The 25,616-nt window shown below is 62.9% G+C and carries 20 protein-coding genes; all 20 read left to right on the top strand.

The genetic code is table 11. From position 1 onward, the window contains the following. Positions 1-235 precede the first annotated feature (235 nt). Complete coding sequence (locus PM2_RS10855) at positions 236-832, top strand: hypothetical protein (protein ID WP_141745087.1); 597 nt, start codon at positions 236-238, stop codon at positions 830-832. Positions 833-896: 64 nt separating this feature from the next. Beyond that, positions 897-5,945, top strand: a complete 5,049-nt coding sequence (locus PM2_RS10850; RefSeq protein WP_161775513.1) for an RHS repeat-associated core domain-containing protein — start codon at positions 897-899, stop codon at positions 5,943-5,945. Between the two features lie 220 nt (positions 5,946-6,165). Further along, the gene (locus tag PM2_RS10845; RefSeq protein ID WP_028698646.1) at positions 6,166-8,682 is read left to right on the top strand and encodes a fimbria/pilus outer membrane usher protein; all 2,517 of its coding nucleotides are present in this window, start codon (positions 6,166-6,168) and stop codon (positions 8,680-8,682) included. A gap of 13 nt (positions 8,683-8,695) precedes the next feature. Further along, complete coding sequence (locus tag PM2_RS10840) at positions 8,696-9,778, top strand: fimbrial protein (RefSeq protein ID WP_016715109.1); 1,083 nt, start codon at positions 8,696-8,698, stop codon at positions 9,776-9,778. An 889-nt stretch (positions 9,779-10,667) separates the two neighbouring features. Continuing rightward, positions 10,668-11,420 carry a hypothetical protein gene (locus tag PM2_RS10835; RefSeq protein ID WP_028690967.1) on the top strand — a complete coding sequence of 251 codons (753 nt, stop codon included), beginning with the start codon at positions 10,668-10,670 and terminating at the stop codon, positions 11,418-11,420. Between the two features lie 118 nt (positions 11,421-11,538). Beyond that, entirely contained in the window at positions 11,539-11,751 is a 213-nt protein-coding gene (locus PM2_RS10830; protein ID WP_009459729.1) for an AlpA family transcriptional regulator, read from the top strand. A 42-nt stretch (positions 11,752-11,793) separates the two neighbouring features. Further along, positions 11,794-12,669: a ParA family protein gene (locus tag PM2_RS10825; RefSeq protein ID WP_028690966.1), complete on the top strand. Its 876-nt coding sequence runs from the start codon at positions 11,794-11,796 to the stop codon at positions 12,667-12,669. Next, positions 12,653-12,901, top strand: a complete 249-nt coding sequence (locus PM2_RS10820; protein WP_019726333.1) for a hypothetical protein — start codon at positions 12,653-12,655, stop codon at positions 12,899-12,901. The genes PM2_RS10825 and PM2_RS10820 overlap by 17 nt, the downstream gene beginning before the upstream one ends. Continuing rightward, positions 12,894-14,552, top strand: coding sequence for a ParB family protein (locus PM2_RS10815; protein WP_028690965.1), 1,659 nt, complete (start codon positions 12,894-12,896; stop codon positions 14,550-14,552). The genes PM2_RS10820 and PM2_RS10815 overlap by 8 nt, the downstream gene beginning before the upstream one ends. A gap of 15 nt (positions 14,553-14,567) precedes the next feature. Continuing rightward, positions 14,568-15,128 (top strand): DUF2857 domain-containing protein, encoded by a 561-nt coding sequence (locus tag PM2_RS10810; protein WP_023093474.1) that lies wholly within the window; start codon positions 14,568-14,570, stop codon positions 15,126-15,128. A 3-nt stretch (positions 15,129-15,131) separates the two neighbouring features. Further along, complete coding sequence (locus PM2_RS10805) at positions 15,132-16,364, top strand: STY4528 family pathogenicity island replication protein (protein WP_028690964.1); 1,233 nt, start codon at positions 15,132-15,134, stop codon at positions 16,362-16,364. Positions 16,365-16,682: 318 nt separating this feature from the next. Beyond that, positions 16,683-17,462 carry a PFL_4669 family integrating conjugative element protein gene (locus PM2_RS10800; RefSeq protein WP_028690963.1) on the top strand — a complete coding sequence of 260 codons (780 nt, stop codon included), beginning with the start codon at positions 16,683-16,685 and terminating at the stop codon, positions 17,460-17,462. Further along, positions 17,459-17,986: a DUF3158 family protein gene (locus tag PM2_RS10795; RefSeq protein ID WP_028690962.1), complete on the top strand. Its 528-nt coding sequence runs from the start codon at positions 17,459-17,461 to the stop codon at positions 17,984-17,986. Before PM2_RS10800 ends, PM2_RS10795 begins: the two co-directional genes overlap by 4 nt. Before the next feature lie 73 nt (positions 17,987-18,059). Further along, positions 18,060-18,500: a single-stranded DNA-binding protein gene (locus PM2_RS10790; RefSeq protein WP_028690961.1), complete on the top strand. Its 441-nt coding sequence runs from the start codon at positions 18,060-18,062 to the stop codon at positions 18,498-18,500. Positions 18,501-18,783: 283 nt separating this feature from the next. Further along, positions 18,784-20,796: a DNA topoisomerase III gene (locus PM2_RS10785; protein WP_028690960.1), complete on the top strand. Its 2,013-nt coding sequence runs from the start codon at positions 18,784-18,786 to the stop codon at positions 20,794-20,796. A 519-nt stretch (positions 20,797-21,315) separates the two neighbouring features. Beyond that, on the top strand, positions 21,316-22,923 hold the full coding sequence (locus tag PM2_RS10780) for a DNA cytosine methyltransferase (RefSeq protein ID WP_023103930.1): 1,608 nt from the start codon (positions 21,316-21,318) through the stop codon (positions 22,921-22,923). A 242-nt stretch (positions 22,924-23,165) separates the two neighbouring features. Further along, on the top strand, positions 23,166-23,723 hold the full coding sequence (locus tag PM2_RS10775; RefSeq protein ID WP_023103929.1) for a hypothetical protein: 558 nt from the start codon (positions 23,166-23,168) through the stop codon (positions 23,721-23,723). 330 nt (positions 23,724-24,053) lie between these two features. Continuing rightward, positions 24,054-24,266, top strand: a complete 213-nt coding sequence (locus PM2_RS10770; RefSeq protein WP_003290186.1) for a hypothetical protein — start codon at positions 24,054-24,056, stop codon at positions 24,264-24,266. A gap of 21 nt (positions 24,267-24,287) precedes the next feature. Next, complete coding sequence (locus tag PM2_RS10765; RefSeq protein WP_017512401.1) at positions 24,288-24,680, top strand: hypothetical protein; 393 nt, start codon at positions 24,288-24,290, stop codon at positions 24,678-24,680. Between the two features lie 173 nt (positions 24,681-24,853). Beyond that, positions 24,854-25,540, top strand: a complete 687-nt coding sequence (locus PM2_RS10760; protein WP_017512402.1) for a hypothetical protein — start codon at positions 24,854-24,856, stop codon at positions 25,538-25,540. The last annotated feature ends 76 nt before the right edge of the window (positions 25,541-25,616 follow it).

The raw sequence follows: 25,616 nt of genomic DNA, 5'->3' as shown, positions 1-25,616 counted from the left end.
CCCTAAGGGTCATTCGCCTGCTCCTGGTCGGGCATTGATGGCGATATTTCTACTGCGATAGCCAACCGCTGCCTACTGGCAGAAATGACAGGTCAGCGCTGCTCGCCTGCCGCCGGGCAACTTCGTGCGACCTGATAAATCTGCTAGGTGCGTAACTGACGAATTAGCGCTTAGGCTTCCTCTACTCCGCAGGCAGTTATCAACCTGCGTAATCACTGATTGCAGAGGCCGACACATGACAACTTTGAAATCCATGCCACGTACCAGCACTGGCCATCGCGCTCGGTGTATCGCATTTATGTTGTTTATCGGCAGCAGCATCCCGCTGGCCGCACAAGCGGCCCAAGAGCCGCAAGGCGTACTGACGCTTTATCAAACCGTTGACAACAATACAGAGCTGAGCTGCTCATTCGATGTGCCTGCGACGGGCAGTGACACCATCGTCCGGTTCTACCCCCGGGATCCGAATGGTAAATGCAAAGGCAATGAAACCGACGAGAAGGATAAGCTGTTCCAGCCCCATTCAATCCGCATTCGTTATGCGCCGGCTGCAGCCCGCATTATTCTCTCCGACAAACAAACCTCCCAACTCCATTGCAGCAAAGACGGCAACTGGATCGAACTGGAAACGACCCGCCCCCTCTCGTCGCTGGAAAAAATGGGGCTGGATAATATCACTGACTATACCGGTTATGTCACAAACATCGGTAGCGACACGCAGGCACGCAGCATTGGGTTCAAACGGGTCGATTCCAAAGGCATCATTCCTCAAGGCAAACTCAACTGCATAGAGGTGAAGACCTCGGCCAGCGTAAGCAGTGGGGGTAAATGATATGGCCGGCGCTTCCGTCATTCATTCCAACGCCACTAACTTTCAAAGTTTCCTGCAGAGCGGCGTGGCCCCCCGCACAGGCCAATACACCCTGGCGATCAAACTGCCGACGTTGGCAGGCAATGACCTCATCGGGCCACAATTGCCGTTGCAGTTGGCGTTCAGCCCATTGAATGACCAGGACTCTGGATTTGGCAAAGGCTGGAGCCTGGGCCTCACGCAATATGTGCCGGGCTCACACATGCTGACCCTGCACAGCGGGGAAACATTCAAAGTCACCGGCGACGGTGCGCAGCCGGACATTCGGGAAAAAAAACTCGACACCTTCCACTTCCATGATGACACCCAGCACCCCACAGCCCCCCAGGACCGTTACCGCGTTGTGCACAAATCGGGGCTGGTGGAAATCCTGACCCGACACGGCGGCAGCAATAACCCTATGTACTTGCCAACCGAAGTCCACACGGCAATCGGGCATACGCTTTTGCTGCGTTATTCCGCCAACCCGATCCACCTGGAAACCCTCGAATGGCGTGACAGCGACAACAAGGTTCAGCAGTTGCTGAAACTCACCTACTCCACAGGTGGCGCAACCATCGACCTGCACCCCGGCGCCGGGGCAGACGGGTACCATGCCCGCTATACGCTGCAAATGCTCAACCGCGTGCTGGACAAGATCATCCTGCCAAGCGAAGACCAGGCGAATTGGCGTATTGAATACGCCCAGGTCAACAACCTGACCTGCGTAAAAAAGCTGTGGACACCCTTCGGCGCGGAGGAACATATCGACTACGACGTTGACGGCCATCGGCTGCCAACCAATGCAGACCGCACAACCCTGCCCCGGGTCAGCGAGCACCGGGTTTACCCGGCGGGTGCCGGCAAGCCACACCTGAAGACAACCTACACTTACCAGCACTTCGACACTGACAGTGAGACCTGGCTTGACCACAATTTCGTCGGTTACAACAGCGGCATCACCTGGCAGGACGACGGCGAAGACAACCTGTACCGCGCCCAGGCAGACTATCAGTACAGCGTGACCGCGACCTTCTGGGACGGCAATGCAGCGGTGCGCACCCGCACCCATACCTACAACCGCCACCACCTCATGGTGCGTCAGACACTTGAACAAGATGGCCACATCGAAGAAACCCTGACCCGTTATCACGAAGCGGACGATACGCCGTTCGAGCTCCAACCGCCGTACTTCCAACTGCCCCATGTCATCACCAAGCGCTGGACACTACGCAGCGACCCCTTCAAGCAACGTCTCGAGCAAGTCACTACCCTATACGATGAAGTAGGCAACCTGATCGAGGAAGTGCAACCTACCGGTATCCGCACCCGTTACGAGTACTACTCCGAACAGGGCGAGGCAGGTGAGGACGGCATTTGCCCGGCCGACCCGGAAAACTTCAAGCGTAACCTGAAGTGTATAACCGTGTACCCGCTATCCGGACTACCAGGCGATGCTCCGGTTTTGCGCACGCGCCTAAGCTACAAGGAATACACGCCGTTGGACGGCAAGACAACGCCGTGGCTGGCCGTAAGTGAAGAAAGGCACCTGCAGGTAATGCGTGCCGGCCAGCACGACGAAACCGAACAACTGCTGCAACTGACCGAGCGCGGCTACCTGAACGAACCCAGGAATGCGTACCTGCATGGCCGGCCCGACTACCAGACCACCACACGCTATGGCGCCGCACTCAAGGACCCGCTGCGCAAAGCCATGGAAAGCCGAACCACCCGCACCAACTGGCATTACCGTAAGGTACTGGATAAGGATTGGGGCCTTGAGCACTGGCGCGATACCCGCGTATTCGGGTACGACGCGGAGCCTGGTTTAACACAGATGAGCACCAGTGAGGCTACTTCGGCACTGACCGGGCAGCAGACTTACCGCCAGGACGCCACAGGTAACGCCGTACGCTTCACCTACGACGCACTGAACAGGCTGCTTGAAGAAACGGTTGCACCGGGAACCCCTGACGCGACCACAACCGCGCATGGTTACGCCTTGGTCAGCGCTGTTGGCGGCATGGCGACACAGTGGGTCATCGAAAGCACCGGTGTGAAGTCGACCGTTACCCTGGACGGCTGTAACCGGCCTGTAAGGGAAGAGCGGGAAACCGCGGCGACAGCAGGGACCAGCAAGCTGGTTAGCGAAAGCGAGTATGACGGGCTGGGCCAGCTAAAGAGTCTGACGCTTTACGATTACTACCAGACCGACGCCCATGCAGCGGAAAAGGTCATCGAACTCACCTCCAGCTTCGCGTACGACGCCTGGGGCGAGCTGTGCAAAACCACCCAGGCGGACGGTGTGACCACGCACCGCGAGCGAACGCCCTTCGGGAAAAGCGGTGACACCGTCACCGAATGGGTCGAAACCCCGGATCGCCCCGGCCAGCGCCAGCAGCAAACAATCACCGAAACCAACAGCTTCGGCTCACCAGCCCTGGTTTACAGGGTAGATGCGGATGGCAAGCCGCTGGGGCGACAGGTGTTCACCTATGATGGCCTTGGCCAATGCACCGACCAAGCGCGCTTCATCGAGAAACCCGGCAATGCCATCCACACCGCACGACGCAACACGCGCTACCAGTTCGACGTGTGGGGCCGCATCAGCCAGACCGAACAACCGGACAAATCTACCATGCTGCGTGATTTTGCCCTGCACAGCAGCGGCGAGCTGACTGAACGGCTGCAAGTCCGTTCACGCAACAGCCTCACCCCGCAGGTTGTGTGCACGCGGGAATTCGACGGCGTATCGCGGCTGAAGGCGCTGACCATGGGCGCCAGGCATGAAACCTATACCTATGTAGACAATACCGTGCTGCCCCATACCCGCTCCACCGCGAGCAAGCGCACCTTCACCTACACCTACCAGCCTAGCCTGTCAGCACAGCCCAAGAGCATCAGCATCGCCACGCCAGCCAGCATCGATGCCCCCCACGAAGCCAGCTTCGACTACCACCCGCTGACTGCGGCCATCAATGATGCCACCAACGCCCAAGGCAAGCGCAGCTACCACTACACCGACCAAGGCCACCTGAAGCAAGCGCTTTGGGCCGACGCAATCACAGGCGAACAGCATACATGCAGCTACAGCCACTCCCTGCAAGGCCGGCCACTGCTCACCACCACCAGCGACGGGGACAGCATTGCGCATACCTATGACGCGCTTGGCAGGCTGGAAACAACACGCCAGGGTAACCTGCTGGCCACCTTCGGCTATGACACCGCGGGCCGGCTGCACACGACCGAAACCGAAGACACTGCAAACGGGCAGCGAGTGCTGTGTGAGCAGTACTACGATGATCTGGGCAGGGAGACGTCGCGCACCCAGACACTGACGCGTGCCGATGGCTCCGCGCTCACCCACGCGCTGGTTCTGGCGTGGCGCTCGGACGACCAACTGTATAGCCGTACCCTGAGCCGCGACGGCAGCGTAGTGCTGCATGAAAGTTTCGACTACGACGTGCTGGACCGCCTCGAGCATCACCGCTTCGAGGGTACGGAGCTGCCAGGCAATGCCCACGGCCGGCAGTTCGTCAGCCAGTTCTTCATCTATGACGCGCGGAACAACCTGAGCGAGTGCTACACCGACTTCGCCGACGGCAGCATGGACAAGGCCACCTACCGCTACGACGGCTTCCTGCTGCGCGAGGCCACGCACACCCTGCAGCCGGATTACCCCGCCAAACAGGCCTTCAGCCATGACGATGACGGTAACCTGCTGAACGACGAGCAAGGCAACCGCCTGGTCTATGACCTTGCCGGGCGCCTGCAGGAGGTACGCAGTAGCGATGGTGCGCAGCTGTTGCACAGTTACCGCTACGACGGCCACGGCGACCTGATCGGCGCTACGCAGGGCAGTGCCGGCGAAGTGCAGCGCCGGTACCAGGACTACCGCCTGAGCAGCACGCTGGAAAACGGTTTGCTGACACAGTACCTGTACGCCGCAGACAGGCCGGTGGGGCTGCAGCAAGCCGGTGCCGGCAGCGACACACGGCTGCTGCTGAGCGACCATACCGGCAGCGTGATCGGCGAAAGTGATGGCAGTACGCTGACGCAAGCCCGCTACAACGCATACGGCGAAACCCTGGCCGACAGCAACCTGCAGGGTATGCTCGGCTTCAATGGCGAAGCCCGTGAGCGCGCGCTCGGCTGGTATCTGCTGGGGCGCGGCTATCGGGCCTACAACCCGGTGCTTATGCGCTTCCACAGCCCCGATGAACTGAGCCCGGAAGATGCAGGCATCAACCCCTACAGCTACTGCGGCGGCAACCCATCGAACTGGCGCGACCCAAGCGGCCACAAGGGCGAACGGTACAGTGTCGAGCTGCCTTACATTCCACCTACGCCGGCACCCAAGCCGAAGAAAGACTGGCGATCCTGGCTGGGGGTCGCCCTCGGTGTGGTGTTCGCAGTGGTCAGTTTGATCATGTTGCCGCCGGTAGGCTTTACCTTCGCATTTGCCCTCGGCGTCGGCAGCCTTGCCCTTGACGTTGCTTCCACGGCTGCATCGGCAGTTGCTGTGGCGAACAACGATGAGACGGCCAACAACTGGGCGTTCTGGCTGGGCATTGCCAGTGCCGTGAGTACCCTGACAGTTATTGTGGCCAGCCGCTTTATGGCGGCTAAAACGACCAGTAATGTGGTGACACGTAGTGTGGGGACGCAAACGGATGATGTGATTGGTGCTATTTCAAACGGTGGTAATTTAACTCAGACTCGCTCCATCTTCGGCCCCGCTTCTAATTTACCGAGCCGTCGATTCAATAACTACGTCCGCAAGTTTACAACCGGCAACGGAAAAGCAAAGTTCTCTGAACTTGATAGCCTGGATTCAATTCCATTGAGAAACGAAGGAGAAATCGTACGCAACCCTATATACAAAGCCGACAAAAACGCCGCACCTACAATCTTCGAGGCTAATATCGTTACCACCGAAGGCCCAACAACGACAATCTTCACGCCCGCTTCACCTACTACGACTGATTTTACGCCCGCAGCCGGGATAGAAGGGTGGGGGCGTCGCATTGTGAACGGTAAGGTCAGTTACACCGAAAATGTATTCCCACCGGACTTCCGACCACCTGGACTCTAACAGGGTGCAAACCGAAGGCGGCCCTAACGGACCGCCTCCGTCACGATTTCACAAGGCATCTTTGTAGGCTTTCCCATGCTTAAATACGACTTTTCCTACATCTAGATTCCTGTGCCTCCCGTATCGTCGCGTCAAATTTGCCGCTGGCGGAGCGTTACTTCCAGAGATGGACCACTGCCCTCACTCTTGTTTACAAGCGGCGCGAAAAAGGTGCCCATCCATGCGATTTTTCTACCTGCGCCAGCAGTTATTAGCGAGTATCCACTCATCCCTTGAGTGGCGAGCGACCCATTGCAGCATATTGTTGTTCATTGCCATACCCGCCGCACTCGCCGATGAGCAACCACTGCAATTCAACCCGAATTTCATGCACATTGCGCCCGGGCAGTCGACCGACGCCAGTGCCTCGGCGCTGCGCTCGCTGGCCGCGCAAGCCACTTTGGCCCCCGGCCGCTATCAGGTCGACGTGCTGGTCAACCTGGCATCCGCTGGCCGCCATGCCATCGATTTTCGCGAGCGTGACGACGGCAAGGGGCTGGAACCCTGCCTGACACCTTCACTGCTACGCGAACTCGGCCTGCGCGAAGAAGCACTGGAGGCGCCACTGCCCAGCGACGAGCAATGCGCGAACTTGCCGGGCCTGGTACCCGACGCTGCATTCGAACTGGACCCCGGCAAGCTGCAACTAGCGCTGTCCATTCCTCAAATCGCCCTGCGCCGTGACGTTGCCGGCAGTGTCGCACCCGAGCGCTGGGACGCCGGCATCACCGCCGCCTTCGTCAACTACCAGGCCTCGGCGCAACACTACAGCGGCAATGCCGGACCTACGCGCAGCAGCCAGGACCTGTACCTGAACAGCGGGCTGAACATTGCCGGCTGGCGCCTGCGCAGCAGCCAGAGCTGGCGCGACGACGGCCAGCAGGAACGCAGCTGGACCCACACCAACACCTACGCCCAGCATGACCTGCCGGGTAAATGGGGCACGGCAACCGTGGGCGAAACCTTCACCAACGGCGATGTGTTTCGCAGTGTGCCGTTCAAGGGCGTGCAACTGGCCACCGATATGGACATGCTGCCCGATGTGATGCAGAGCTACGCCCCGGTAATCCGTGGGGTAGCGCAAACGCGGGCCAAGCTGGAGGTGCTGCAGAACGGCTACCCGATCTACTCCACCTACGTGGCGCCCGGCCCTTATGAGATCAATGACCTGGGCGTCGGCGGCAGCAGCGGCGACCTGGAGGTGGTCCTGACCGAAGCCGATGGCCAGGTGCGCCGCTTCATCCAGCCATACTCCACGCTGAGCAACCTGCTGCGTGAAGGCGTCTGGCGCTACAACATCGCCGCTGGCCGCTACGACGGCGCCGATGACCTGGACGACCCAGCCCTATGGCAAGCCACCCTGGCACGCGGCGGCGCCTGGAGCACCACCCTGTACGGTGGCTTGCTGGGCAGCGAATACTACAATGCCGCCACCCTGGGAGCCGCCAGGGATTTCGCCGACCTCGGCGCAGTGTCGCTCGATGTTACCCAGGCACGTACAGACCTGGGCGACCAAGGCCAGGTGCAAGGGCAAAGTTACTCCGTGCGTTACGGCAAGTCGTTCCAGACCGGCACCAGCCTGCGCTTTGCCGGCTACCGCTACTCCACCGAAGGCTATCGCGAGTTCGAGGAGGCCGTGCAGCAGCGCAATGCTTCGAGCAGCTACCTGGGCAACCGCCGCAGCCGCCTGGAAAGTTCGATCTACCAAAACTTCGGCAGCAGCTCGCTGAGCCTGACCTTTTCCCAGGATGATTACTGGAACACCAGCCTGCAGCGGCGCCAGTACCAGTTTCAGTTCAATACGCAATATCGCCGCGTCAGCATCAACCTGTATGCGTCGCAGTCGCTGGACAACGACGGGCGCAACGACCGGATCATCGGCCTGGGCGTCACTGTTCCGCTGGACCTGGGCGCATCCAGCACTGCCAGCTTCGACGTACAGGAAAGCAACGGCCATTTCAGTGAACGTGCCAGCCTCAATGGCGGTTCGCAGGACAACCGGTTGAGCTACCAGGCATCGCTGGCCAACGATGAACAACAGCGCACCTCGGCGGCCATTTCGGCAGGCTACCAGACATCGAAGGTCAACCTTGGTGCCGGCTATACCGAGGGCAGCGACTACCGCAACGTATCGGTCAACGCCAGCGGGGCTGTGCTTGCCCACGCAGGCGGTATCGTGCTCGGCTCTTACCTCGGCGACACCAATGCGCTGGTTCACGTACCCGATATTGCCGGGGTGGGTGTGGACAACGCGCCTGGCGCAAAAACCAGTGACAGTGGTTACCTGCTAGCCCCGCACATGCGCCCCTACCGGATAAACCAGATTGCGCTGCAGACCGACGAATTGGGACCGGACGTGGAGATAGAAAACGGCACCACCCAAGTGGTGCCCCGTCGGGGCGCGGTGGTCTTGGCCGAGTACAAGGCGCGCCATGTCAGCCGCCTGATCCTGACCCTGCAACACCCCGACGGCAGCCCTTTGCCTTTCGGCACCCGGGTCAGCACCCCGCAAGGCGAACACCTGGCGATCGTCGGCCAGGCCGGCCAGGCGCTGGTGGCGACCGACGCACATCCGCAGACACTGCTGGCCACTTGGGGTGAGCAGGCTCAGCAACAATGCCAACTGCCGATCGACCCTTCGACCATGCAGGAAGATCAGGGTTACCGCATGCAGACCCTACGCTGCACAACGCCATGACAGGAAACACAGAATGCCCCGCAAACTTTCCACGAACCTGAGCATCGCTGCCATCCTGGGCATGTTATCGGTGACCGGCGCCGTACAGGCCGCAGACGAATGCAAGTGGGAATCGACCCCCGGGCCGATGCTGTTCAACCACAATCTCGGCGCCGCAGCATGGGTGGCCAGGGATGCCCCTGTCGGTAGCAAGATCGCCTCATGGGGCGCACAGATCATGACAGGGACAGATGGTGCCCGACTGATCTGCGACAACGACGGCCTCAGGACGTTGACCGCCAACGTCACCACGCCATTGCCCCTGGCCCCTGGCACATTCCCGCCAGTCGACGGCCATAATGTGGACGGCAAGGTGCTGCAGACCAGCATCCCCGGTGTGGGCCTGTATGTGGAGTTTGGCAGTTTTCTGAACGGCACGGCGAACAACCACTTCAAAGCGGTCGACGGAATCGGCGCCCTTCCCTTCCTGGCCGAACATAAGGAGAGGATGACCCCCAATAACCTGACCTCGAACATCCAGCGCCTCAAGTACATCGCGCTGATCAAGACCGGCACCATTACGCCGGGGCCGCAATCATTCAGCCAGGAAGTCGCCAGGGCAACCATCAGTGATGTGGGCGACGCACTTCGGCTGACCATCAATGGTCAGGTCATGCAAGCCCAGTGTACGCTCAAGGCCGACGCGGTCAGTGCCGACCCGGTGCAACTGGGCAAGCATGACATCGCCGTGTTCACCGGAGAGCACACCACCACCAACCCGGTCGATTTCTTCATCACCCTCAGCGACTGCGAGGACGACCCGGCAGGCAGCGTTGCCCGTGCGTTCATGCGCCTGGACGGTGTGGACGGATCGGTACCGATCGATCGTGACCTCGGCCTTTTCAGCCTGACTACAGACTCATCTGCCAGCGGTGTCGGCATCCAGGTGCTGCGCAGTGACAACACCCCCTTGAAACTGGAAGAGTTCCTCGACATGGCTGCTGTCACCCCAGGCACCATGCGCTTTGACCTGCGTGCACGTTATTACCAGACCGCACCGGTGGTCACCGCAGGGGAAGCGAAGGGGGCGCTGAACTTCACCATCGAGTACCGTTGAGCTGACGGCCCGGGGACCTGCCCCGGGCCTGTTTTTTTGGCCGCACAACGACAAAAACGCAAAAAGGAACCCGAAGGTTCCTTTTTGCGTTACATGTTTGGAGCGGGAAACGAGACGTGTACTAGGACAGTAAGTCGTTGTTTCCCAATCACTTTCTTCGTTGGGCTGGCCAGCGAAGACCTCAATTGTAGCCTTGTTTTTCGTCCTCGGCAACAAATTCGTCCAAAGAGTTCCACAGACGTCCAAAGAGCTGCACTCAGCACACCAGACCCACGATCGGTACATCGTCGTAGGCAACTCCCTCGAACTCATCATCCACGCCCGGTCGTCTGCCCCGCATCCATCACCGCGAAGACGATCAGGCAGATGGTTCTGGTGATGGCACAGCTCGGATGCCACCTAGGAACGCCTGCACCACAACTCACAGGCGACCTTCTGGTCAAGCTCCTTTGAAAGAACGCGCATGCTGGCCACCGCGTTTCCGCACACGATTCTTTGTCGATATATCAGGATGACGGGGCAAGCATGACAGGCGCCGGTTTGCTGCGTCCGACTGGACATTCGAGGACGATTGCGGCCCCCTCACGCTTCCTGAGACCGCTGGCATATCAGGTCATACCTAGACGGTTTTGCAGAAACCGTAACTTCTCACGACCCTGATAGCGTGAGCGTCGCTGTCGAGCCTACGTCCCGATGCTCGACCTTCTGATCGATGATTTTTGCACATCGAACACACGACGACTACCAGTTGCGCGAACTGGTGAGAAGTATTCAAACCACATGACGAAGCGGCCTTCGGGACCCACTTCCTACACAAGCGACAGGCCGACCATGAGGTCGGCGACAAAGGAGTCGGTCATGTAGTTCTTCTCCTGGAAGGAGACGGAGCATGCACGAGAACAAGAATGATGCACCAACATCAAAGGTGTTCTATCGCCCGATCGAAGCGTCCATCCGCTGGGCCGGGCTGCTGCGATACGAGCAGGTGATCCTGGCTTCGATTTCGTCGCCAAGGCGCCTGCCGCAGTCGTTGGACTGTCCACGTTGTGACGAGCTGCGGCTTTGCACCGAACGCATCTTCGACGGCATCCTCAATGGAGAACTGCCCTTCGGACGGAACGGCATCACGACGCGCGATTCCGCGCTGATCGACTCCCCTGATCTGACGGTGCGCCACGTCGATCTGAAGCGCTGGATGCGCCAGCACTATCCCGAGCAACGACCGTGCTTCCTTTTCTCCCGGAGCGAGCGCATCGCCCATCCCTTCATCTCGGTGGAAACTGGGCAGGCGATGCTAGTCGAGCGCCTGGCCCTGAAGTCCACCTTGGACCAGTACAAACGCCAACTGCATGAGCTGCAGGAAAAGCACGGAGCGCTTCTCAAGCAGATGGCGCCCTCTGCTGGCGCACAGTGCCTGATCAGTGATCGCGCCGAAGCCACCTACCTGAACATCATCGGCAGCATGCTGGACCTGATGCTCGGCCAGTCGCCTTCCGGCGTTCCGTACTCCAGCTTCAAGACGCAGGAGGCGGTGGTCAGCGCGTTGGTCGCCCATCACAGCGGCGCAATGGGGATCGCGGAGCGGACGCTAAACGGCAAGTTCGCCACGGCCAGACGCCGGCTGCGTAGCGCAACAGTCTGAGGTTTTCCATCTTGTATGTGCAATCGCGGAGATTGCATTTGCAATGTCTTTTCCCATCCATGTCTATTGAATGGAGGTCACGCCAACAAACGCCACTGAGCGTTCAGGAGTGACCGCCATGTCGCAAACACCTGCACTGCCCGCAAGCGAGCGCCGCATCCTGCGGCTTGATGAAGTCGAAACCAAGTCGGGTTTCAAACGCGCCCACATCTACAACCTGATGCGCAAAGGCCTGTTCCCGAAGGCGCTGCGCCTGGGCGTGCGCGCGGTCGGTTGGGACTCCATCGAGATCGATCAGTGGATCGCCGAGCGCGTCAACAACCGGGCCTGACCCGTTCTCCAGCGGACTTCCCATCCTCACACGGAGAACGCCATGCAGGTCGTATCCATCATTTCAACCAAAGGTGGCGTCGGCAAGACCACCACGGCCGCGAACCTCGGCGGGCTTGCCGCGGACGCGGGGCTGCGTGTACTGCTGCTCGACCTCGACGTGCAGCCCACCTTGTCCTCGTACTACGAGCTAGGCCACCGCGCACCTGGTGGCATCTACGAGTTGCTGGCCTTCAACGAGCGCGACCTCGGGCTGCTTGTGTCCCGCACGAACATCGAGGGCCTGGACTTGGTGCTCTCCAACGACCACCGAGGCGAGCTGAACACTTTGCTGCTGCACACGCCGGATGGGCGCCTACGGTTGCGCCATCTCTTGCCGGTCCTGGCGCCTCTCTATGACCTGGTGCTGATCGACACCCAAGGTGCGCGCTCGGTGCTGCTGGAGATGGCGGTGCTCGCCTCCAACCTCGCGCTGTCGCCCGTGACCCCGGAAATTCTCGCGGCGCGCGAGCTGCGGCGCGGCACCATGCAGTTGCTCGAAGACATTGCGCCCTACCGGCACCTGGGCATCGAGCCTCCACCTCTGCATCTGCTCATCAATCGCGTCCACCCTGTGTCAGCCAATGCACGGCTGATCCAGCAGGCCCTGCGCGATCTTTTCCAGGACCACGCCGGCATCCGCGTGCTGGCCACCGACGTGCCGGCCATCGAGGCGTATCCGCGTGCAGCTACGCGCGGATTGCCAGTGCATCGGGTCGAATACCGCCAGCCGCCGGGCAGAGTCGCCCTCGCCGCGCTCGACACCATGCGCGGCCTCGCAGACGAACTATTTCCGCAATGGCGGCACCGATTTGCCATGGTGTCCGGCCGTCCGCCACACCCTCTTGATGCCGGGAGGTCCCATGGCGAACGCACATGAGCTAGCCCGAGGCCACAAGCGGCTTCGCGCCCTGATCGAGTTCGCGGTTGGCGAAGGTTGGCACGTCAAACGCACGCCTGGCGGCCACCTCAAGTTCACCAAGCCTGGCTGCGCCGCGATCTACACCAGCTCGACGGCAAGCGACCACCGGGCGACCCTGAATGCCCGTGCGCAAATCCGCCGCGCCGAGCGCGAGGCCCGATACCAAGCGCAGGGAGGCGGCCATGGCTGAGATCACCTCCCAGCAGATGGCTGGCAAGCTGCTCGCGGCCGGGTTCGAGCGCAGCGGCCCGTCAGCCTCGACCTTGAGCGACCCGATCGCCGACACCCCCATGGTCGTGACCCTAGATCAGTTGCGCCCCTACGACCACGATCCCAGGAAAAAACGCAACCCGGCCTACGAGGAAATCAAGGCGTCCATCCGCGAGCGCGGTCTGGACGCAGCGCCGGCCATCACTCGCCGACCAGGTGAGTCCCACTACATCATCCGCAACGGTGGAAATACTCGGCTGGCGATCCTGCGCGAACTATGGTCAGAGACCAAGGACGAGCGGTTTTTCCGTGTATCGTGCCTGTTCCGGCCGTGGCCCAGCCGCGGCGAAGTCGTCATGTTGACCGGCCACTTGGCCGAGAACGAATTGCGCGGGGGCCTCACGTTCATCGAGCGCGCCCTCGGCGTCGAGAAGGCGCGCGAGTTCTACGAGCAAGAAAGCGGCACCACCTTGAGCCAGTCCGAGCTGGCCCGCCGCCTCGCCGCCGATGGCTTCCCGGTACAACAGTCGCACATCAGCCGCATGAACGACGCGGTGCAGTATCTCCTGCCCGCGATCCCCACCGTGCTCTATGGCGGTCTCGGTCGCCATCAGGTCGAACGCCTGTCGGTCATGCGCAAAGCCTGCATGCTCGCGTGGGAGCGCTACGCCAAGGGTCGCCCACTGGTTCAGGACTTCGACGAATTTTTCCAGGAAGTGCTGTCGCAATTCGACGTCCAGGCCGACGAGTTCTCCGCGCAGCGTGTACAGGACGAGCTGATCGGCCAGATGGCCGAGATGCTGGGTGTCGATTACGACGTGCTCGCCCTGGACATGACCGAATCCGAGAGCCGGCAGCGCGCCTTGGTCAGCGACCCAACGCCGCCATCGACGCCGCCTGCGTTGCCGGAGCCGGGAACCATCGCGCGCCCACCTGCCAACACTGCGCCACCCATCGCAGGGGCTGCATCCGCAGCGCCGCCTGCAGGCCGACCTGCGGCAACGCCTTCGACGCGCGAGAGCGACACGGATGCCAGCCAGGCAAGTCCGGCCAACCCTGCGGTGGGTGGCGATCTGCTTCGGGAGCACATCGTCTCGCCGGCACCGACGACCGAACGGCTCCAGTCCATTCAGCGCATGGTCGCCGACCAGTTGGGTGATGCGCTGCCGCTCGACTTCTCGGCGAGTGTCTTGCAGTCCATCCCTGTGCAGGCTGGCGGGCTCTATCCGATCTCCGATGTCTGGTACATCGATCCCGGCGTGGACACAGCCGAGCGCCTGCGCATCCACATCGCACAGTTCGCCCGCGAAATCGCGGGCGAGGCAGACCTGGACGAGTGCATTGATGACCGTGCAGAGGGTATCGGTTTCGTCTGCCGGGCCCGCACCCAAAGCTCGGCACCGCTGGGCCGTGCCGTCCTCGCGCTGTTAGCGTGCCTGGCCGGTCAGCGGCCCGCCGACGTCGGCCTGCACGACGGGCAAATCGTCATCGAACTGCCGGCGCTGCTGCACGGCCAGGGTGATGCGGCCCAGCGATTGAGCGATACCTCGCTGGTCAAGCTGTTCCGGCTGCTGCGGCTGGCCCGGCGCCTGCTCGACCTTGAAGCCGGCGCTGAAGGCGTTGGAATGTGAGCGAGGGAGGCCAGCATGTCCGCACCACACCCACTCAACCAGGCCGTCATCGCCCAGGCCCTCTATGACCTGCGCAATGGGCAACTGCGCCGGTGCAAACTGATGGGGTTTGGCGAGGAAGAACTGGACGCCCTCAAGCATCCCGCGCTGATCAGCGTGCTCGCCAACGCTAACGTCTCCTGGTGCTCGGTGACGGTCAACCGCGAAGTGCTCCGGCGACTGCTCAAGCAGGCGCAGGACGTGGAGAAGGAAATCGCCACGGTCGATCGCATGCTCAGGCTGGGCGCGAGCACCGAGATGGTCAGTCGGTTCTATGGCCTGACCCACCAGGAGGTGGCGCTTCGCCGCGAAATCCTCGGCCTGCCGAAGCGCAAGGGCCGCCACCCCGTGCTGGACGAGAAACAGGACACGGAGCTGTGGCGGCAATGGAAGGCCGTGACCGGCAGCAGGAATGTCGATCTCGAAGACGAAACCTCCATCCTCGACGCTACCATGGACTTGGCCGAAGGCATGTCGCTGCCTCTGTCGGTGGTCTGGGCCTCGATCAAGAGCTGGGTCGATCAGGGATTGGGTTGAGCCATGGCCGTGGACGACACCGCACCACGCCGTGGCCCCGTCGCACTCGCGGATCTGTTCGATGCTGCCCTGAAAGACCTCGCGCCCAAGCCCAGCCCCAGTGCGCCAGCACCCGTGCCTACGCCGACGCCCGCCACGTCAGGCGATGCCTTCCTCTTCAGCGGCAACCGGCACGAGACCGTGCCGCGGCGGCTGTTCCTCGACCGTCGCCTGACGCCGCTGGAGCGCAACGCCTGGCAGGTGTTCCGGCTGATGCTCAACGACGACGGCATGACAGCCTTCCCGACGTATGAGCAGCTTCGACCCTGGCTGGCGTCGATGCCCTGCGCCGGGCAGGCCTCGCATGAAACCGTGGCCCGAGCGTTGACGCTGTTGCGCCTCACCCGATGGTTGAGCCTGGTACGGCGACGGCGTGACCCCAAGACCGGCCGCATCCTCGGCAACCTCTACGTTCTGCACGATGAACCACTGACGCCCTTCGAGGCCATGCAGCTCGACGCCGACTACCTGGCACTGGTCAGCCAGTCCCTCGGCCATTCGGCCAAGGCTGTCCAGATGGTCGGTCTGAACACCCTCAAGGAGATCGCGGAAGATCCGATGCTCTCCGGACGCACACTGCCGTCGCGGCTACAGGTCCTGGCCGAACGCCTCGCCAGCCAAGGCATCACGGCCGCCGAAAGTTATCCACAGGAGGATGCCGCCCACGATTCCGAAGAAGGAGCATCGAGCCTTCTTCGGAATGCGGACGACCCGTCTTCGGAATCCGAAGCAGGGGCGAAACCCGCGCCAGACGCCTCTCTTCGGAATCCGAAGCAGGCCCGTACAGTACGTAGTAGTCGTATTAATGAAGTACGTACTACCGCGCAGGCGCGCGCGCTGGGCGATCTGCAATGGCCCAAGCGCTTCACGGAACTGAAGGCAGAGCAGCAGACAGGTGCCAGGGTGGCATTGCAGCAGGTCGATGCCGCGCTGAGACAGGCCGTGCTGGACGACTGGGCCGCACGATGCAGCAGTCATGGCATCCGCAATCCTGCGGGGTATCTGTTCGGCATCATCCAGCGCGCCATCCATGGCGAGTTCAATGCCTGGGCCAAGAAAGACGCGCCATCGGCACCCGTCCCGCCAAACGAGCGGCCACCAGCAGCACCGCCACCTCAGCCGCAGGGTAAGCCAGTGCCGCCGGAAGTCGCCAAGCAGCACATCGAGCGGCTACGCAATCTGCTCGCCAGCAAGTGAGCCGGCATGCAAGTCGGTGAAAGTAGATGCCCATGGCCGCCAATAGAGCTATCCCCTGGGGATAGTTCCGCTGCTGGGCACAACGCCAAGTTGTCGCAGGCCTGGGATCGACCATCTGCCGCAGCATCGGTGTTGCCTACCCTGATCCCGGCGTGCAGCGTTCGTTGACGCTCCATGGAGCTATCCCCTGGGGATAGCTCGCGCCGCATGCAACCGCCGCGCCCTAAACCGGGGCCCGCCGGGATTCGGATTCTTGACTGACTGCCTTCCGCTTCCTGCCGAAGCTGGCCGCTCCTTTTCCAACAACGAGCGGACACCATGGCAACCAATGAACCTCTGCAACTGAATCTCGGCTCCCTGCGCAGCGCGATGTCGCTGACCCTGCACACCCATCACGCTTCCCGCATCTGGCACGGCCGCGCCGCCGCCGAGGGGCGACCGGGCATCGTCGGCCTGAACGGCTACATCGCCCAGATGAACAAGATGCGGCGGGGCTCGGAGCAGGACGACCCGTACTCGGACTGGTGGATGCTGCGCATCGAGGACAAGCTCGACCAAACCAAGGTCACGCTGCAATCGCTGCGCGAGCAGGTGGACCAGGCGCTGGCGAGCGTGCCACCGGCGCTCAGCCTGGGCGAAAACCTCAACGTGCAGCCGGTCAAGCTCCCGCTCTTCGTCAACGCGCAGCTCGGCTTTGCCGCGGTCTATCTCCTGGCCGACTACGACGACATCGCCCGCAAGCTGATCCTCGCCCACCACACCGCGCTCATCGACCGCAGCACCTTGGAACGCTGGCTCAACGAGGGCGCGCACGCGCTGCGCAGCCTGTTCTCGCTGGCCCAGCAGTATCGCTACTCGGGCTGCACCCGCGACGATTTCGCGGCGAAGAACGCCGCTGCGCGAGTCGCGCTGGAGAAGTACGGCGAACTGCCGCAGGAGGTGCTGGAGGGGACACGCCGCTCGAAGTTTGCGCCACCCGTCGTGCGCCGTGGCCTGCAACAGCGCGGCGACGGTCCTGCCACAGCGCCTCCGCCCAGCGACGAAGCCGCCACCGCAGAGCCGCCCGAAGCGTCAGCCGGCGAGGACGAGCCCGCATGAACGATCTGAACCAACCGACCCGCTACTTCCGGGGCCTGCAACAGGGTGCCTTCATGCGGCTGGAACACGCGGCCTCTCTAAAAGGCCTTTTAAAGCCTTTTAAGGGTAAAGGGGACTTCGAGGCCTGGGCCAGCCAGTGCTTCGCCATGCGCGACGAGTTGATTGCCCTGGCACAGCGACAGGTGCTGGAGCAAGCATGCGGGCACCCCTTCCACCTTCTGCCCATCGAACTGGCCCAACAGACCACTGGCGCAGGAACCGTCTTCTTGCGCTGGCGCAGGCACGACAGGTCGGCCATGGGCGTGGCGCTGTGGCGGGAGCTGATCGCCAGCAGCAGCACACCCGTCAACCTGCTGGCCGACCTGCACGCGATCGAGCTGCAGCGCATCACGTTGAACATGCAGATCAGCCTGCTGCACACCTTGGGCAGGCAGGCGCAGGAATGCGCCAGCAAGGCCGCCGAGGCGGACGACGCCTACCTGCACCGGCTCACGTCCGTTCCTGCCGCAATGCGCGATCGGTGATTGCGCCGGGCATCCCAGCACGCGCCCGGCGCCGACGAGGCACGGGTATTTCAACCACCACGGAGATCACACCATGAGCACGCATTTTTCTGGCGAAGGCAACATCGGCTCGCCACCGGAGTACCGCGAATTCCCCAACGGCAATGACGAACCCAGCCGCTTGCTGCGCCTGAACGTCTATTTCGACAACCCCGTACCCAAGAAGGATGGCACCTTCGAGGACCGCGGCGGCTTCTGGGCGCCGGTGGAAATCTGGCACCGCGACGCCGAGCACTGGAAGGACCTGTACCAGAAAGGTATGCGCGTGCTGGTCATCGGCCGCATGGAGCGCGAGCCTTGGACGGACAACGAAGATCAGCCGCGCGAGACCTGGCAGATCAACGCGCGCAGCGTCGGCATCCTGCCGTACCGCATCGAGTCCGTGGCCCTCAGTCCGAAGCCGCAGGAGGCAGAACCGAAGCCACAGGCTGCCCAGGAATCGACCGCGCCGAAGGAGGCGAAGCGCAGGAAGTGAACCGGCATGGAGGGCGGCCGCCGTAGTGCTTCGCCGCCCTCCATGCACCCCGCAAGCTATCCCCTGGGGATAGCTCCATCAACGTCCATCGACTTCCACGCGCTCCCGCAAATCGCGGCTACTGGTCCGCACACCTGCGGCCACGCGCCATCCCCGCCCGAGCCATTCCATCGGCGTGAAAGCGGTCGCCGGCGCATGCGGCTTGTTTGCTGCTACCCCAGGTGGCGCTCGGCATCCTCGATTCCAGCAACTCCATGAACAACGGGAATCGGGATGGACGGACATGCGGCTGTTCTTGTGCGAGAAGCCCTCCCAGGGCAAAGACATTGGCCGAATTCTCGGTGCCACGCAGCGCGGTGAAGGCTGCCTCAACGGTTCCGGCGTCACCGTCACCTGGTGCATCGGCCATCTCGTCGAAGCGGCAGCCCCCGAGGTCTATGACGCGGCGCTCAAGCGCTGGTCGCTGGAGCAGTTGCCCATCATTCCTCAGCACTGGCGGGTCGAGGTCAAACCTAAAACCGCCACGCAGTTCAAAGTCGTCAAGGCGCTTCTGGCTAAGGCGACCCAGCTTGTCATCGCCACAGATGCCGACCGCGAGGGCGAGTTGATCGCCCGCGAGATCATCGACCTGTGCGGCTACCGCGGTCCCATCGAACGGCTGTGGTTGTCGGCGCTCAACGATGCGTCCATCCGCGCGGCACTCGGCAAGCTCCGGCCATCGGCCGAGACGCTGCCGATGTACTACTCGGCGCTGGCGCGCTCTCGGGCGGATTGGCTCGTCGGCATGAACCTCAGCCGCTTGTTCACGGTGCTGGGACGGCAGGCCGGCTACGACGGCGTGCTGTCGGTAGGCCGCGTCCAGACCCCCACGCTCAAACTGGTCGTGGACCGCGACCGCGAGATCACCGCCTTCGTGTCCGTGCCGTACTGGGCCATCGACGTGTCCCTGTCCGCCGGTGGCCAGACTTTCGCCGCGCAGTGGGTTCCCCCGAAAGCATGCACCGACGACGCCGGCCGCTGCCTGCAGCAGCCCATCGCGCAGCACGCCGCGCAGCAGATCCGCGCCGCGGACAGCGCCCAGGTGGTGGCGGTCGAAACCGAGCGCGTGCGGGAAGGCCCGCCGCTGCCGTTCGACCTGGGGACCTTGCAGGAGGTGTGTTCCAGGCAGCTTGGGCTCGATGTGCAGGAGACCTTAGACATTGCTCAGGCCCTATACGAGACGCACAAGGCCACGACGTACCCGCGCTCCGATTCGGGCTACCTGCCCGAAAGCATGTTCGCCGAGGTGCCAACGGTCCTCGACAGCCTGGTCAAGACCGATCCCTTGCTGCGACCGATCATGGACCAGCTCAACCGCACTCAACGCTCACGCGCCTGGAACGACGCGAAGGTGTCTGCTCACCACGGCATCATCCCGACGCTCGAACCGGCGAACCTCTCGACCATGAGTGAGAAGGAACTGGCAGTGTATCGGCTGATCCGGGCGCATTACCTGGCGCAATTCCTTCCTCACCACGAGTTCGACCGCAATGTGGCGAACCTCTCCTGCGGCCAGCAGACGCTGGCGGCCACCGGCAAGCAGGTCGTCGTCAAGGGGTGGCGCCTGGTGCTGGCCGAACCGCAATCCGAGGAGGATGGCGACCCTGCGGCGCGCAGCCAGGTACTGCCCGCGCTGCGCGAGGGCCTGGCATGTCAGGTGGCCGACGTCGATCTGAAGGCGCTCAAGACGCTGCCCCCTCGGCCCTATACGCAGGGCGAGTTGGTCAAGTCCATGAAGGGCGTCGCCAAACTGGTCTCGGACCCGCGCCTGAAACAGAAGCTCAAGGATACGGTCGGCATCGGCACCGAAGCGACGCGGGCCAACATCATCAGTGGCCTGCTGACGCGGGGCTACCTCGTGAAGAAGGGCCGCGCCATCCGTGCCTCGGATGCGGCCTTCACCCTGATCGACGCGGTGCCCACAGCGATTGCCGACCCAGGGACAACCGCCGTCTGGGAACAGGCGCTGGACATGATCGAAGCTGGACAGCTCACGCTGGACGTATTCATCGGCAAGCAGGCTGCATGGATCTCACAGTTGATCGCGCAGTACGGCAGCACGTCCCTGTCCATCAAGGTTCCCCACGGACCGCCTTGCCCACAGTGCGGCGCACCGACGCGCCAGCGCACCGGCAAGAGCGGCCCATTCTGGTCGTGCAGTCGCTACCCCGACTGCAAAGGCACGCTGCCGGTCGAATCCGGCACGTCCAAGCGTGGTGCCTCGCGCCCGCGCCGCAGCGGCCGCAAAGGCTCCTGACCGACCCCGTTCCCCGTGAACCGTGCCCGCCATCGGCGGCGCGGCCTGTGTTCCGCACGCCCTGCGGGACGCCCAGCGCGCAACGCCTTCTTGTCCGTGTGCGCGTCCCGCTTGGTCATCCCCGGCCGCGGGACCTGAAGGTAGCTTCTCCGCGAACCGCCTCCTGCGCGTTCTGCTGATCTGCATTTCTCCCGCCTCTGCGAAGGGTCCCCCGGTGGCTTGCCAAGCTGCGCGAGCCACCCGGAGACCCTTCGTGGTCAGCGGTATTCGGTGCCGGTGCCCGCCGGCGCAAAAACGGGCTCCCTTTGTGCGCGGATGTGCGCCAGACGATGCCGGCGCGAACCACGACATGCGCCGGGTGTGATTGCTGATGAGCAGACGGTTCTAGCGACGACCGGGCCTGCACCAGCCCACGGGTGGTTCTGTCCTCCCGAGCCGAAGGCCGCAGGGCCTTCGGCGCCTTTCTCCTGCCTATCAACGTCCCGGCCCGCCCCGGGCCACACGAACAGGAGACCCGACATGAACCCGCAACCTTGCACCCTTCGCGGTGCGCCCCAGGCCGCGCCACTGCTGTACGGCAGCGTGTGCAGCGGCATCGAGGCCGTGAGCCTCGCATGGCAACCCCTCGGCCTCAAAGCCGCGTGGTTCGCCGAGATCGAGCCGTTCCCGAGCGCCGTGCTCGCCCACCGTTACCCCCATGTGCCCAACCTGGGCGACATGACCGCGATCGCCCGTCAGGTGCGCGCCGGCACCGTGCCGGCGCCCGACATCCTGGTCGGCGGCACGCCGTGCCAGTCGTTCAGCGTTGCCGGCGCGCGCCAGGGGTTGAACGACCCGCGCGGCGCCTTGACCCTTGCCTATGTGGAGCTTGCAAATGCCATCGACCAAACCCGCCACCAAGACCGCCGCCCGCCGGCAACGCTCGTCTGGGAAAACGTCCCCGGCGTCCTCAACGACCGCAGCAATGCCTTCGGGCATTTCCTGGGCGCACTGGCCGGAGAAAGCCGTGCGCTCCAGCCGCCAGGGGAAAAATGGGCGCACGCTGGTTGTGTGTCTGGACCCCGCCGCCGCATCGCCTGGCGCGTGCTCGACGCTCAATATTTCGGTGTCGCCCAACGCCGCAAGCGCGTGTTTCTTGTGGCATGTGGTGGTGATGACCTCGATCCCTCCGAAGTACTTTTTGAGCGCACAGGCCTGCGCGGGGATTCTTCTGCGGGCCGCGCGCCGTGGCAAGAAGCTGCCCGCGCTGCTGGACCGGGTGCTGCAGCAGCAGGCGGATACGCAGGATTCGCTGGACTGAACCAGCCCTACGGCAAGGTCACGACGACGTTCGGATTCAGCGGCGGCATTGGCCCCGTCGATGTTGCGGCATGCCTGATGGCCGCGGGTCCCAAGCACGACATCCGCACCGAGACGTTCATGGTGCAGTCCATCGCCGGCAGCATCGCCCACACCCTCGACACCGCCAACAACGGCAAGGGCAGCAGCGAGGACGGTACGGGAAAGGGCGTGCCGATCATCGCCTTCACCGCCCAGGGCAGCGGCGCGGACGCCACGATCGACCTGACGCCGACGCTGCGTGCCGGCGGGCATCGCAACAGCCATGCGAACGCAGGCGTCGTGCCCGCCATCGCCTTCGCGCAGAACAACCGCGGCGAAGTGCGCTTCGAGTCGGGCCATGGACAGGTGTCTTGCACCGTCCTGTCCAACGGCAAGCCGGGCTACGGTGTGCCGATGGTGGCCTGCGTTGCCCTGCGGGGACGGACGCAGGGTCTTGCTGCCGAACTGGGCGGAAGCGTTGCGGCGGCGTTGCGTACCAGCGGCGGCGGCGCAGACAAGCCCCATGTCCTGGCCCCCGACTTCGAGGCACATTTCCGCTACGACTGGAATGAATCCGGTGCAGCGGACTGGTCGCAATGGCGGGTGCGGCGGCTGATGCCCATGGAGTGCGAGCGGCTGCAGGGCATGCCCGACGACTACACGCTGATCCCGTATCGCGGCAAGCCTGCCGCAGACGCTCCGCGCTACAAGGCGATTGGCAACTCCATGGCCGTCCCGTGCATGGCTTGGCTGGGCAACCGGCTGGTGCAGTGCCTGCACAAGACGGACTCGACCGCTTCGGATTGATCGACGACGCAGCCTGCCGGCCGCGCCATTCTCCCCCTGCATTGCCGATGTATCGGCAGCAGCCCGCAGCCAGGGTGTCAAGGCTGCCGTGGGTTCCGCCCACGCCACCCACCAGTTCGCTTCGGCATCTCACCGGCGAACGCTGCCCACCGGGGCATCGATGCCTCCTTTCTCCAACCCACGGGATGGTCGCCACGTCCCGTCAGGGGCATGTCGCCACCCGGTCGATTTCAGGACTTCCCATGGACACCATCACCAAGCAAGACCGCATCACGCTGAAGAACCTCAAGGTCGCCGACTTCGCCAGCGAGGAAACGCTGTGCTTCACCGCGACCATCGTGTTCGACGGCACTCCCATCGCCGAGGCCCGCAACGACGGGCATGGCGGCTCGACATTCCTCCGCGCGCTCAACGGCAAGACGACGCTGCTGGCTCAGGCCGAAGCCTTTGCCAAGGGCTTGCCGCCTGCGCCGCTCGATCTAGGCCAGGAGGGTGAAGACCCTCATTACATCGACATGACGCTCGACTTCCTGGTCGATGAACTGGCCGATGCCATGCACGCGGAGCGCAAGGTGCGAGCCGCCTTCAACCGCGACATCGGCAACAAGGTGCTGTTCATCAAGGACGGCAAACTGCTGTTCATCAAAGGCATCAAGCTCAAGGCTATCGCCGACCGCAAGGCGTACTTCGCTTCGCTGCGCACCAGGCAGGCCCAGCCCATCGTCATCCTCGCCGAGCTTCCGCCCGAGCGGGCATTCGACCTGTGGAAGCAGCATGTCCTGGGCGACAAGCCCGATTGACCCAGCGCCACCGCACCCTCCTGACAGCCCCGTACTCGATGCGGGGCTTTTCTTTTCCTGTGCTCATCAATCGGGGCTGGGCCGAATGCCGTTTTCCAACTGACGCGGCGCAGCCCTCGCACGAAGCTGCCTGCATGTTCGCTGATTCGTCAGCACATGCCAGCAGCCAGGGTTCCAGGCTGCCGCGGGTCTCTCCCGCGTCACCCACCAGTCCGCATCGCATCAATTCTGCGGATGAGCGTCCCCGTGACGCTGATGCTTTTTATCAACCGCGTGCGGGAGCTGCCATCCCGTGAGGGACAAGGCCCCGCTTTTCCAAGGAGCCCGTCCATGTCCCAGCAAGCCTCTTTCGGCCAGTTGGCCCTGACCTACTGCGGCAAGTTCCTGCCGCTCGAAGTCTTGCAAAGCGCCGCCGGCCACTACATCGGCACGCGCGATACCGAAGGTCCCGTTTCGCGGGAATCCCGCGAGTACTTCCGCAGCTATGCCGCGGCTCAACGCGCCCTCGAAAGAGGCGGCTGGTCCCAGCTCGCCATTCCCTGATCCAACTGGAGAAATCACGTCATGAACCAGCTACTGCCGCGGGAAGTCGTCGATCAGATCATGCGGGAAGAGCAGCATTTCGCTGCCGCGCCCCAAGCCTTCTTCGAGGCCTGGAAGCGCGGTGTCGAGATTGCTGGTCCCGAGTGGTTCGGCGACGGCACCCGTGAAGGCCTGAACCAGGCCAAGACCAAGTGGGATTTGCGTCCCGACATGCTGCGGCTCAACGATGCCCTCGGCGTCCTGAGCAGCGGCGAACGCATGTTCCTGTCCGCCATGGTCAGCTTCTACAACGCGCGCGAGGGCGGTGCCATGCTCAAGCGCTGCCGCTTCCACGGGCTGTCGGACTTCGACGGTCTCGATCTGGAACGCCGCAAGGTCATCGCCGACCTGCTGGTGAACTACAGCGGTTGGTGAGCCGGTCTCCGGCACGCCACTGTCCTCTCGATCCCCCCGTGAGGGACATGCGCCCATAAGGCCATGTCCCTCAATTTTTCTTCCCCATCGCCCGACGCCAACGGCCTTGGGCTATTCCCTGCGGACGCCATCGTCCGCATGGGCTGGCTCCGCTCTTCTCGAAAGGAGCCAGCATGGCAAACAACTACTACGAAGGCACGGGCGTTCTCGTGCTCAACCGCGTTACTCCCGTCATCAAGGCACTGTTCGGTGCTTTCGCGCTCGACGAAAACCATCCCGGCAATGGGCAGGCCTACATCGCCCAGATCGCCGAAACCAATGATCCACGCTGGACAGATGTGCTGGACGGTCTGGAAAACCTGGCCACACAACTCGGCATCCCCATGCCCGACGACGAAGAGTTGTCGATTCCGCCTCTGCTTGAACGGCTGGCCGCGCACTTCGGTGCTGACCAGGACGGGGAGCTGGAGAACCTGATCGAGCACCACCAATTCGAGGACGGCGCCGACCTGGAAGCCCTGCTTCTGATCGCTACCCGCTTCGATGACGGCCATAACCTGACCGCCATCCAGTTTGAGGGCTGCTGGTATTGCAGCAAGCCAAGGCTATTCGAGTTCGGCGGCAACGGCTGCTACCTGAGCCGTGAGGTCCAGGTCTTCAGAACGTCCTCGCAGGCGCTTCAACTCGGCGATCAACTGCGCAACACCATCCTGGCCGCCGACATCGAAGAGGCCTCAGCGTTGATCGCGCTGGAGGCCGCCAACCTGCTTGCCGGCATCACCGATGAGCAATTTCGCCTAAATGTGCGCCATCGCATCGCCGAACGGCTGGTTCAGACGCCAACGATCAGCGCCGACTGACGCATTTTCCACTTTCAACCAACCGGGTCCAATTCCCGGTGGCGGAGATTGGCCCCAATATTCAAATCTGGAGAGT

The organism is Pseudomonas monteilii NBRC 103158 = DSM 14164 (genome assembly GCF_000730605.1).
GTDB classification, from domain to species: Bacteria; Pseudomonadota; Gammaproteobacteria; order Pseudomonadales; family Pseudomonadaceae; genus Aquipseudomonas; species Aquipseudomonas monteilii.
This window is presented reverse-complemented; position numbering and strand designations above follow the sequence as displayed.

What these genes read in the sequence shown, in the direction of transcription:
- PM2_RS10780 (WP_023103930.1), top strand. Translation starts at nt 21,316, where the DNA reads ATGAACCCGCAACCTTGCACCCTTCGCGGTGCGCCCCAGGCCGCGCCA.
- PM2_RS10840 (WP_016715109.1), top strand. Translation starts at nt 8,696, where the DNA reads ATGCCCCGCAAACTTTCCACGAACCTGAGCATCGCTGCCATCCTGGGC.
- PM2_RS10785 (WP_028690960.1), top strand. Translation starts at nt 18,784, where the DNA reads ATGCGGCTGTTCTTGTGCGAGAAGCCCTCCCAGGGCAAAGACATTGGC.
- PM2_RS10835 (WP_028690967.1), top strand. Translation starts at nt 10,668, where the DNA reads ATGCACGAGAACAAGAATGATGCACCAACATCAAAGGTGTTCTATCGC.
- PM2_RS10800 (WP_028690963.1), top strand. Translation starts at nt 16,683, where the DNA reads ATGGCAACCAATGAACCTCTGCAACTGAATCTCGGCTCCCTGCGCAGC.
- PM2_RS10820 (WP_019726333.1), top strand. Translation starts at nt 12,653, where the DNA reads ATGGCGAACGCACATGAGCTAGCCCGAGGCCACAAGCGGCTTCGCGCC.
- PM2_RS10810 (WP_023093474.1), top strand. Translation starts at nt 14,568, where the DNA reads ATGTCCGCACCACACCCACTCAACCAGGCCGTCATCGCCCAGGCCCTC.
- PM2_RS10855 (WP_141745087.1), top strand. Translation starts at nt 236, where the DNA reads ATGACAACTTTGAAATCCATGCCACGTACCAGCACTGGCCATCGCGCT.
- PM2_RS10825 (WP_028690966.1), top strand. Translation starts at nt 11,794, where the DNA reads ATGCAGGTCGTATCCATCATTTCAACCAAAGGTGGCGTCGGCAAGACC.
- PM2_RS10805 (WP_028690964.1), top strand. Translation starts at nt 15,132, where the DNA reads ATGGCCGTGGACGACACCGCACCACGCCGTGGCCCCGTCGCACTCGCG.
- PM2_RS10815 (WP_028690965.1), top strand. Translation starts at nt 12,894, where the DNA reads ATGGCTGAGATCACCTCCCAGCAGATGGCTGGCAAGCTGCTCGCGGCC.
- PM2_RS10845 (WP_028698646.1), top strand. Translation starts at nt 6,166, where the DNA reads ATGCGATTTTTCTACCTGCGCCAGCAGTTATTAGCGAGTATCCACTCA.
- PM2_RS10770 (WP_003290186.1), top strand. Translation starts at nt 24,054, where the DNA reads ATGTCCCAGCAAGCCTCTTTCGGCCAGTTGGCCCTGACCTACTGCGGC.
- PM2_RS10830 (WP_009459729.1), top strand. Translation starts at nt 11,539, where the DNA reads ATGTCGCAAACACCTGCACTGCCCGCAAGCGAGCGCCGCATCCTGCGG.
- PM2_RS10760 (WP_017512402.1), top strand. Translation starts at nt 24,854, where the DNA reads ATGGCAAACAACTACTACGAAGGCACGGGCGTTCTCGTGCTCAACCGC.
- PM2_RS10790 (WP_028690961.1), top strand. Translation starts at nt 18,060, where the DNA reads ATGAGCACGCATTTTTCTGGCGAAGGCAACATCGGCTCGCCACCGGAG.
- PM2_RS10765 (WP_017512401.1), top strand. Translation starts at nt 24,288, where the DNA reads ATGAACCAGCTACTGCCGCGGGAAGTCGTCGATCAGATCATGCGGGAA.
- PM2_RS10795 (WP_028690962.1), top strand. Translation starts at nt 17,459, where the DNA reads ATGAACGATCTGAACCAACCGACCCGCTACTTCCGGGGCCTGCAACAG.
- PM2_RS10775 (WP_023103929.1), top strand. Translation starts at nt 23,166, where the DNA reads ATGGACACCATCACCAAGCAAGACCGCATCACGCTGAAGAACCTCAAG.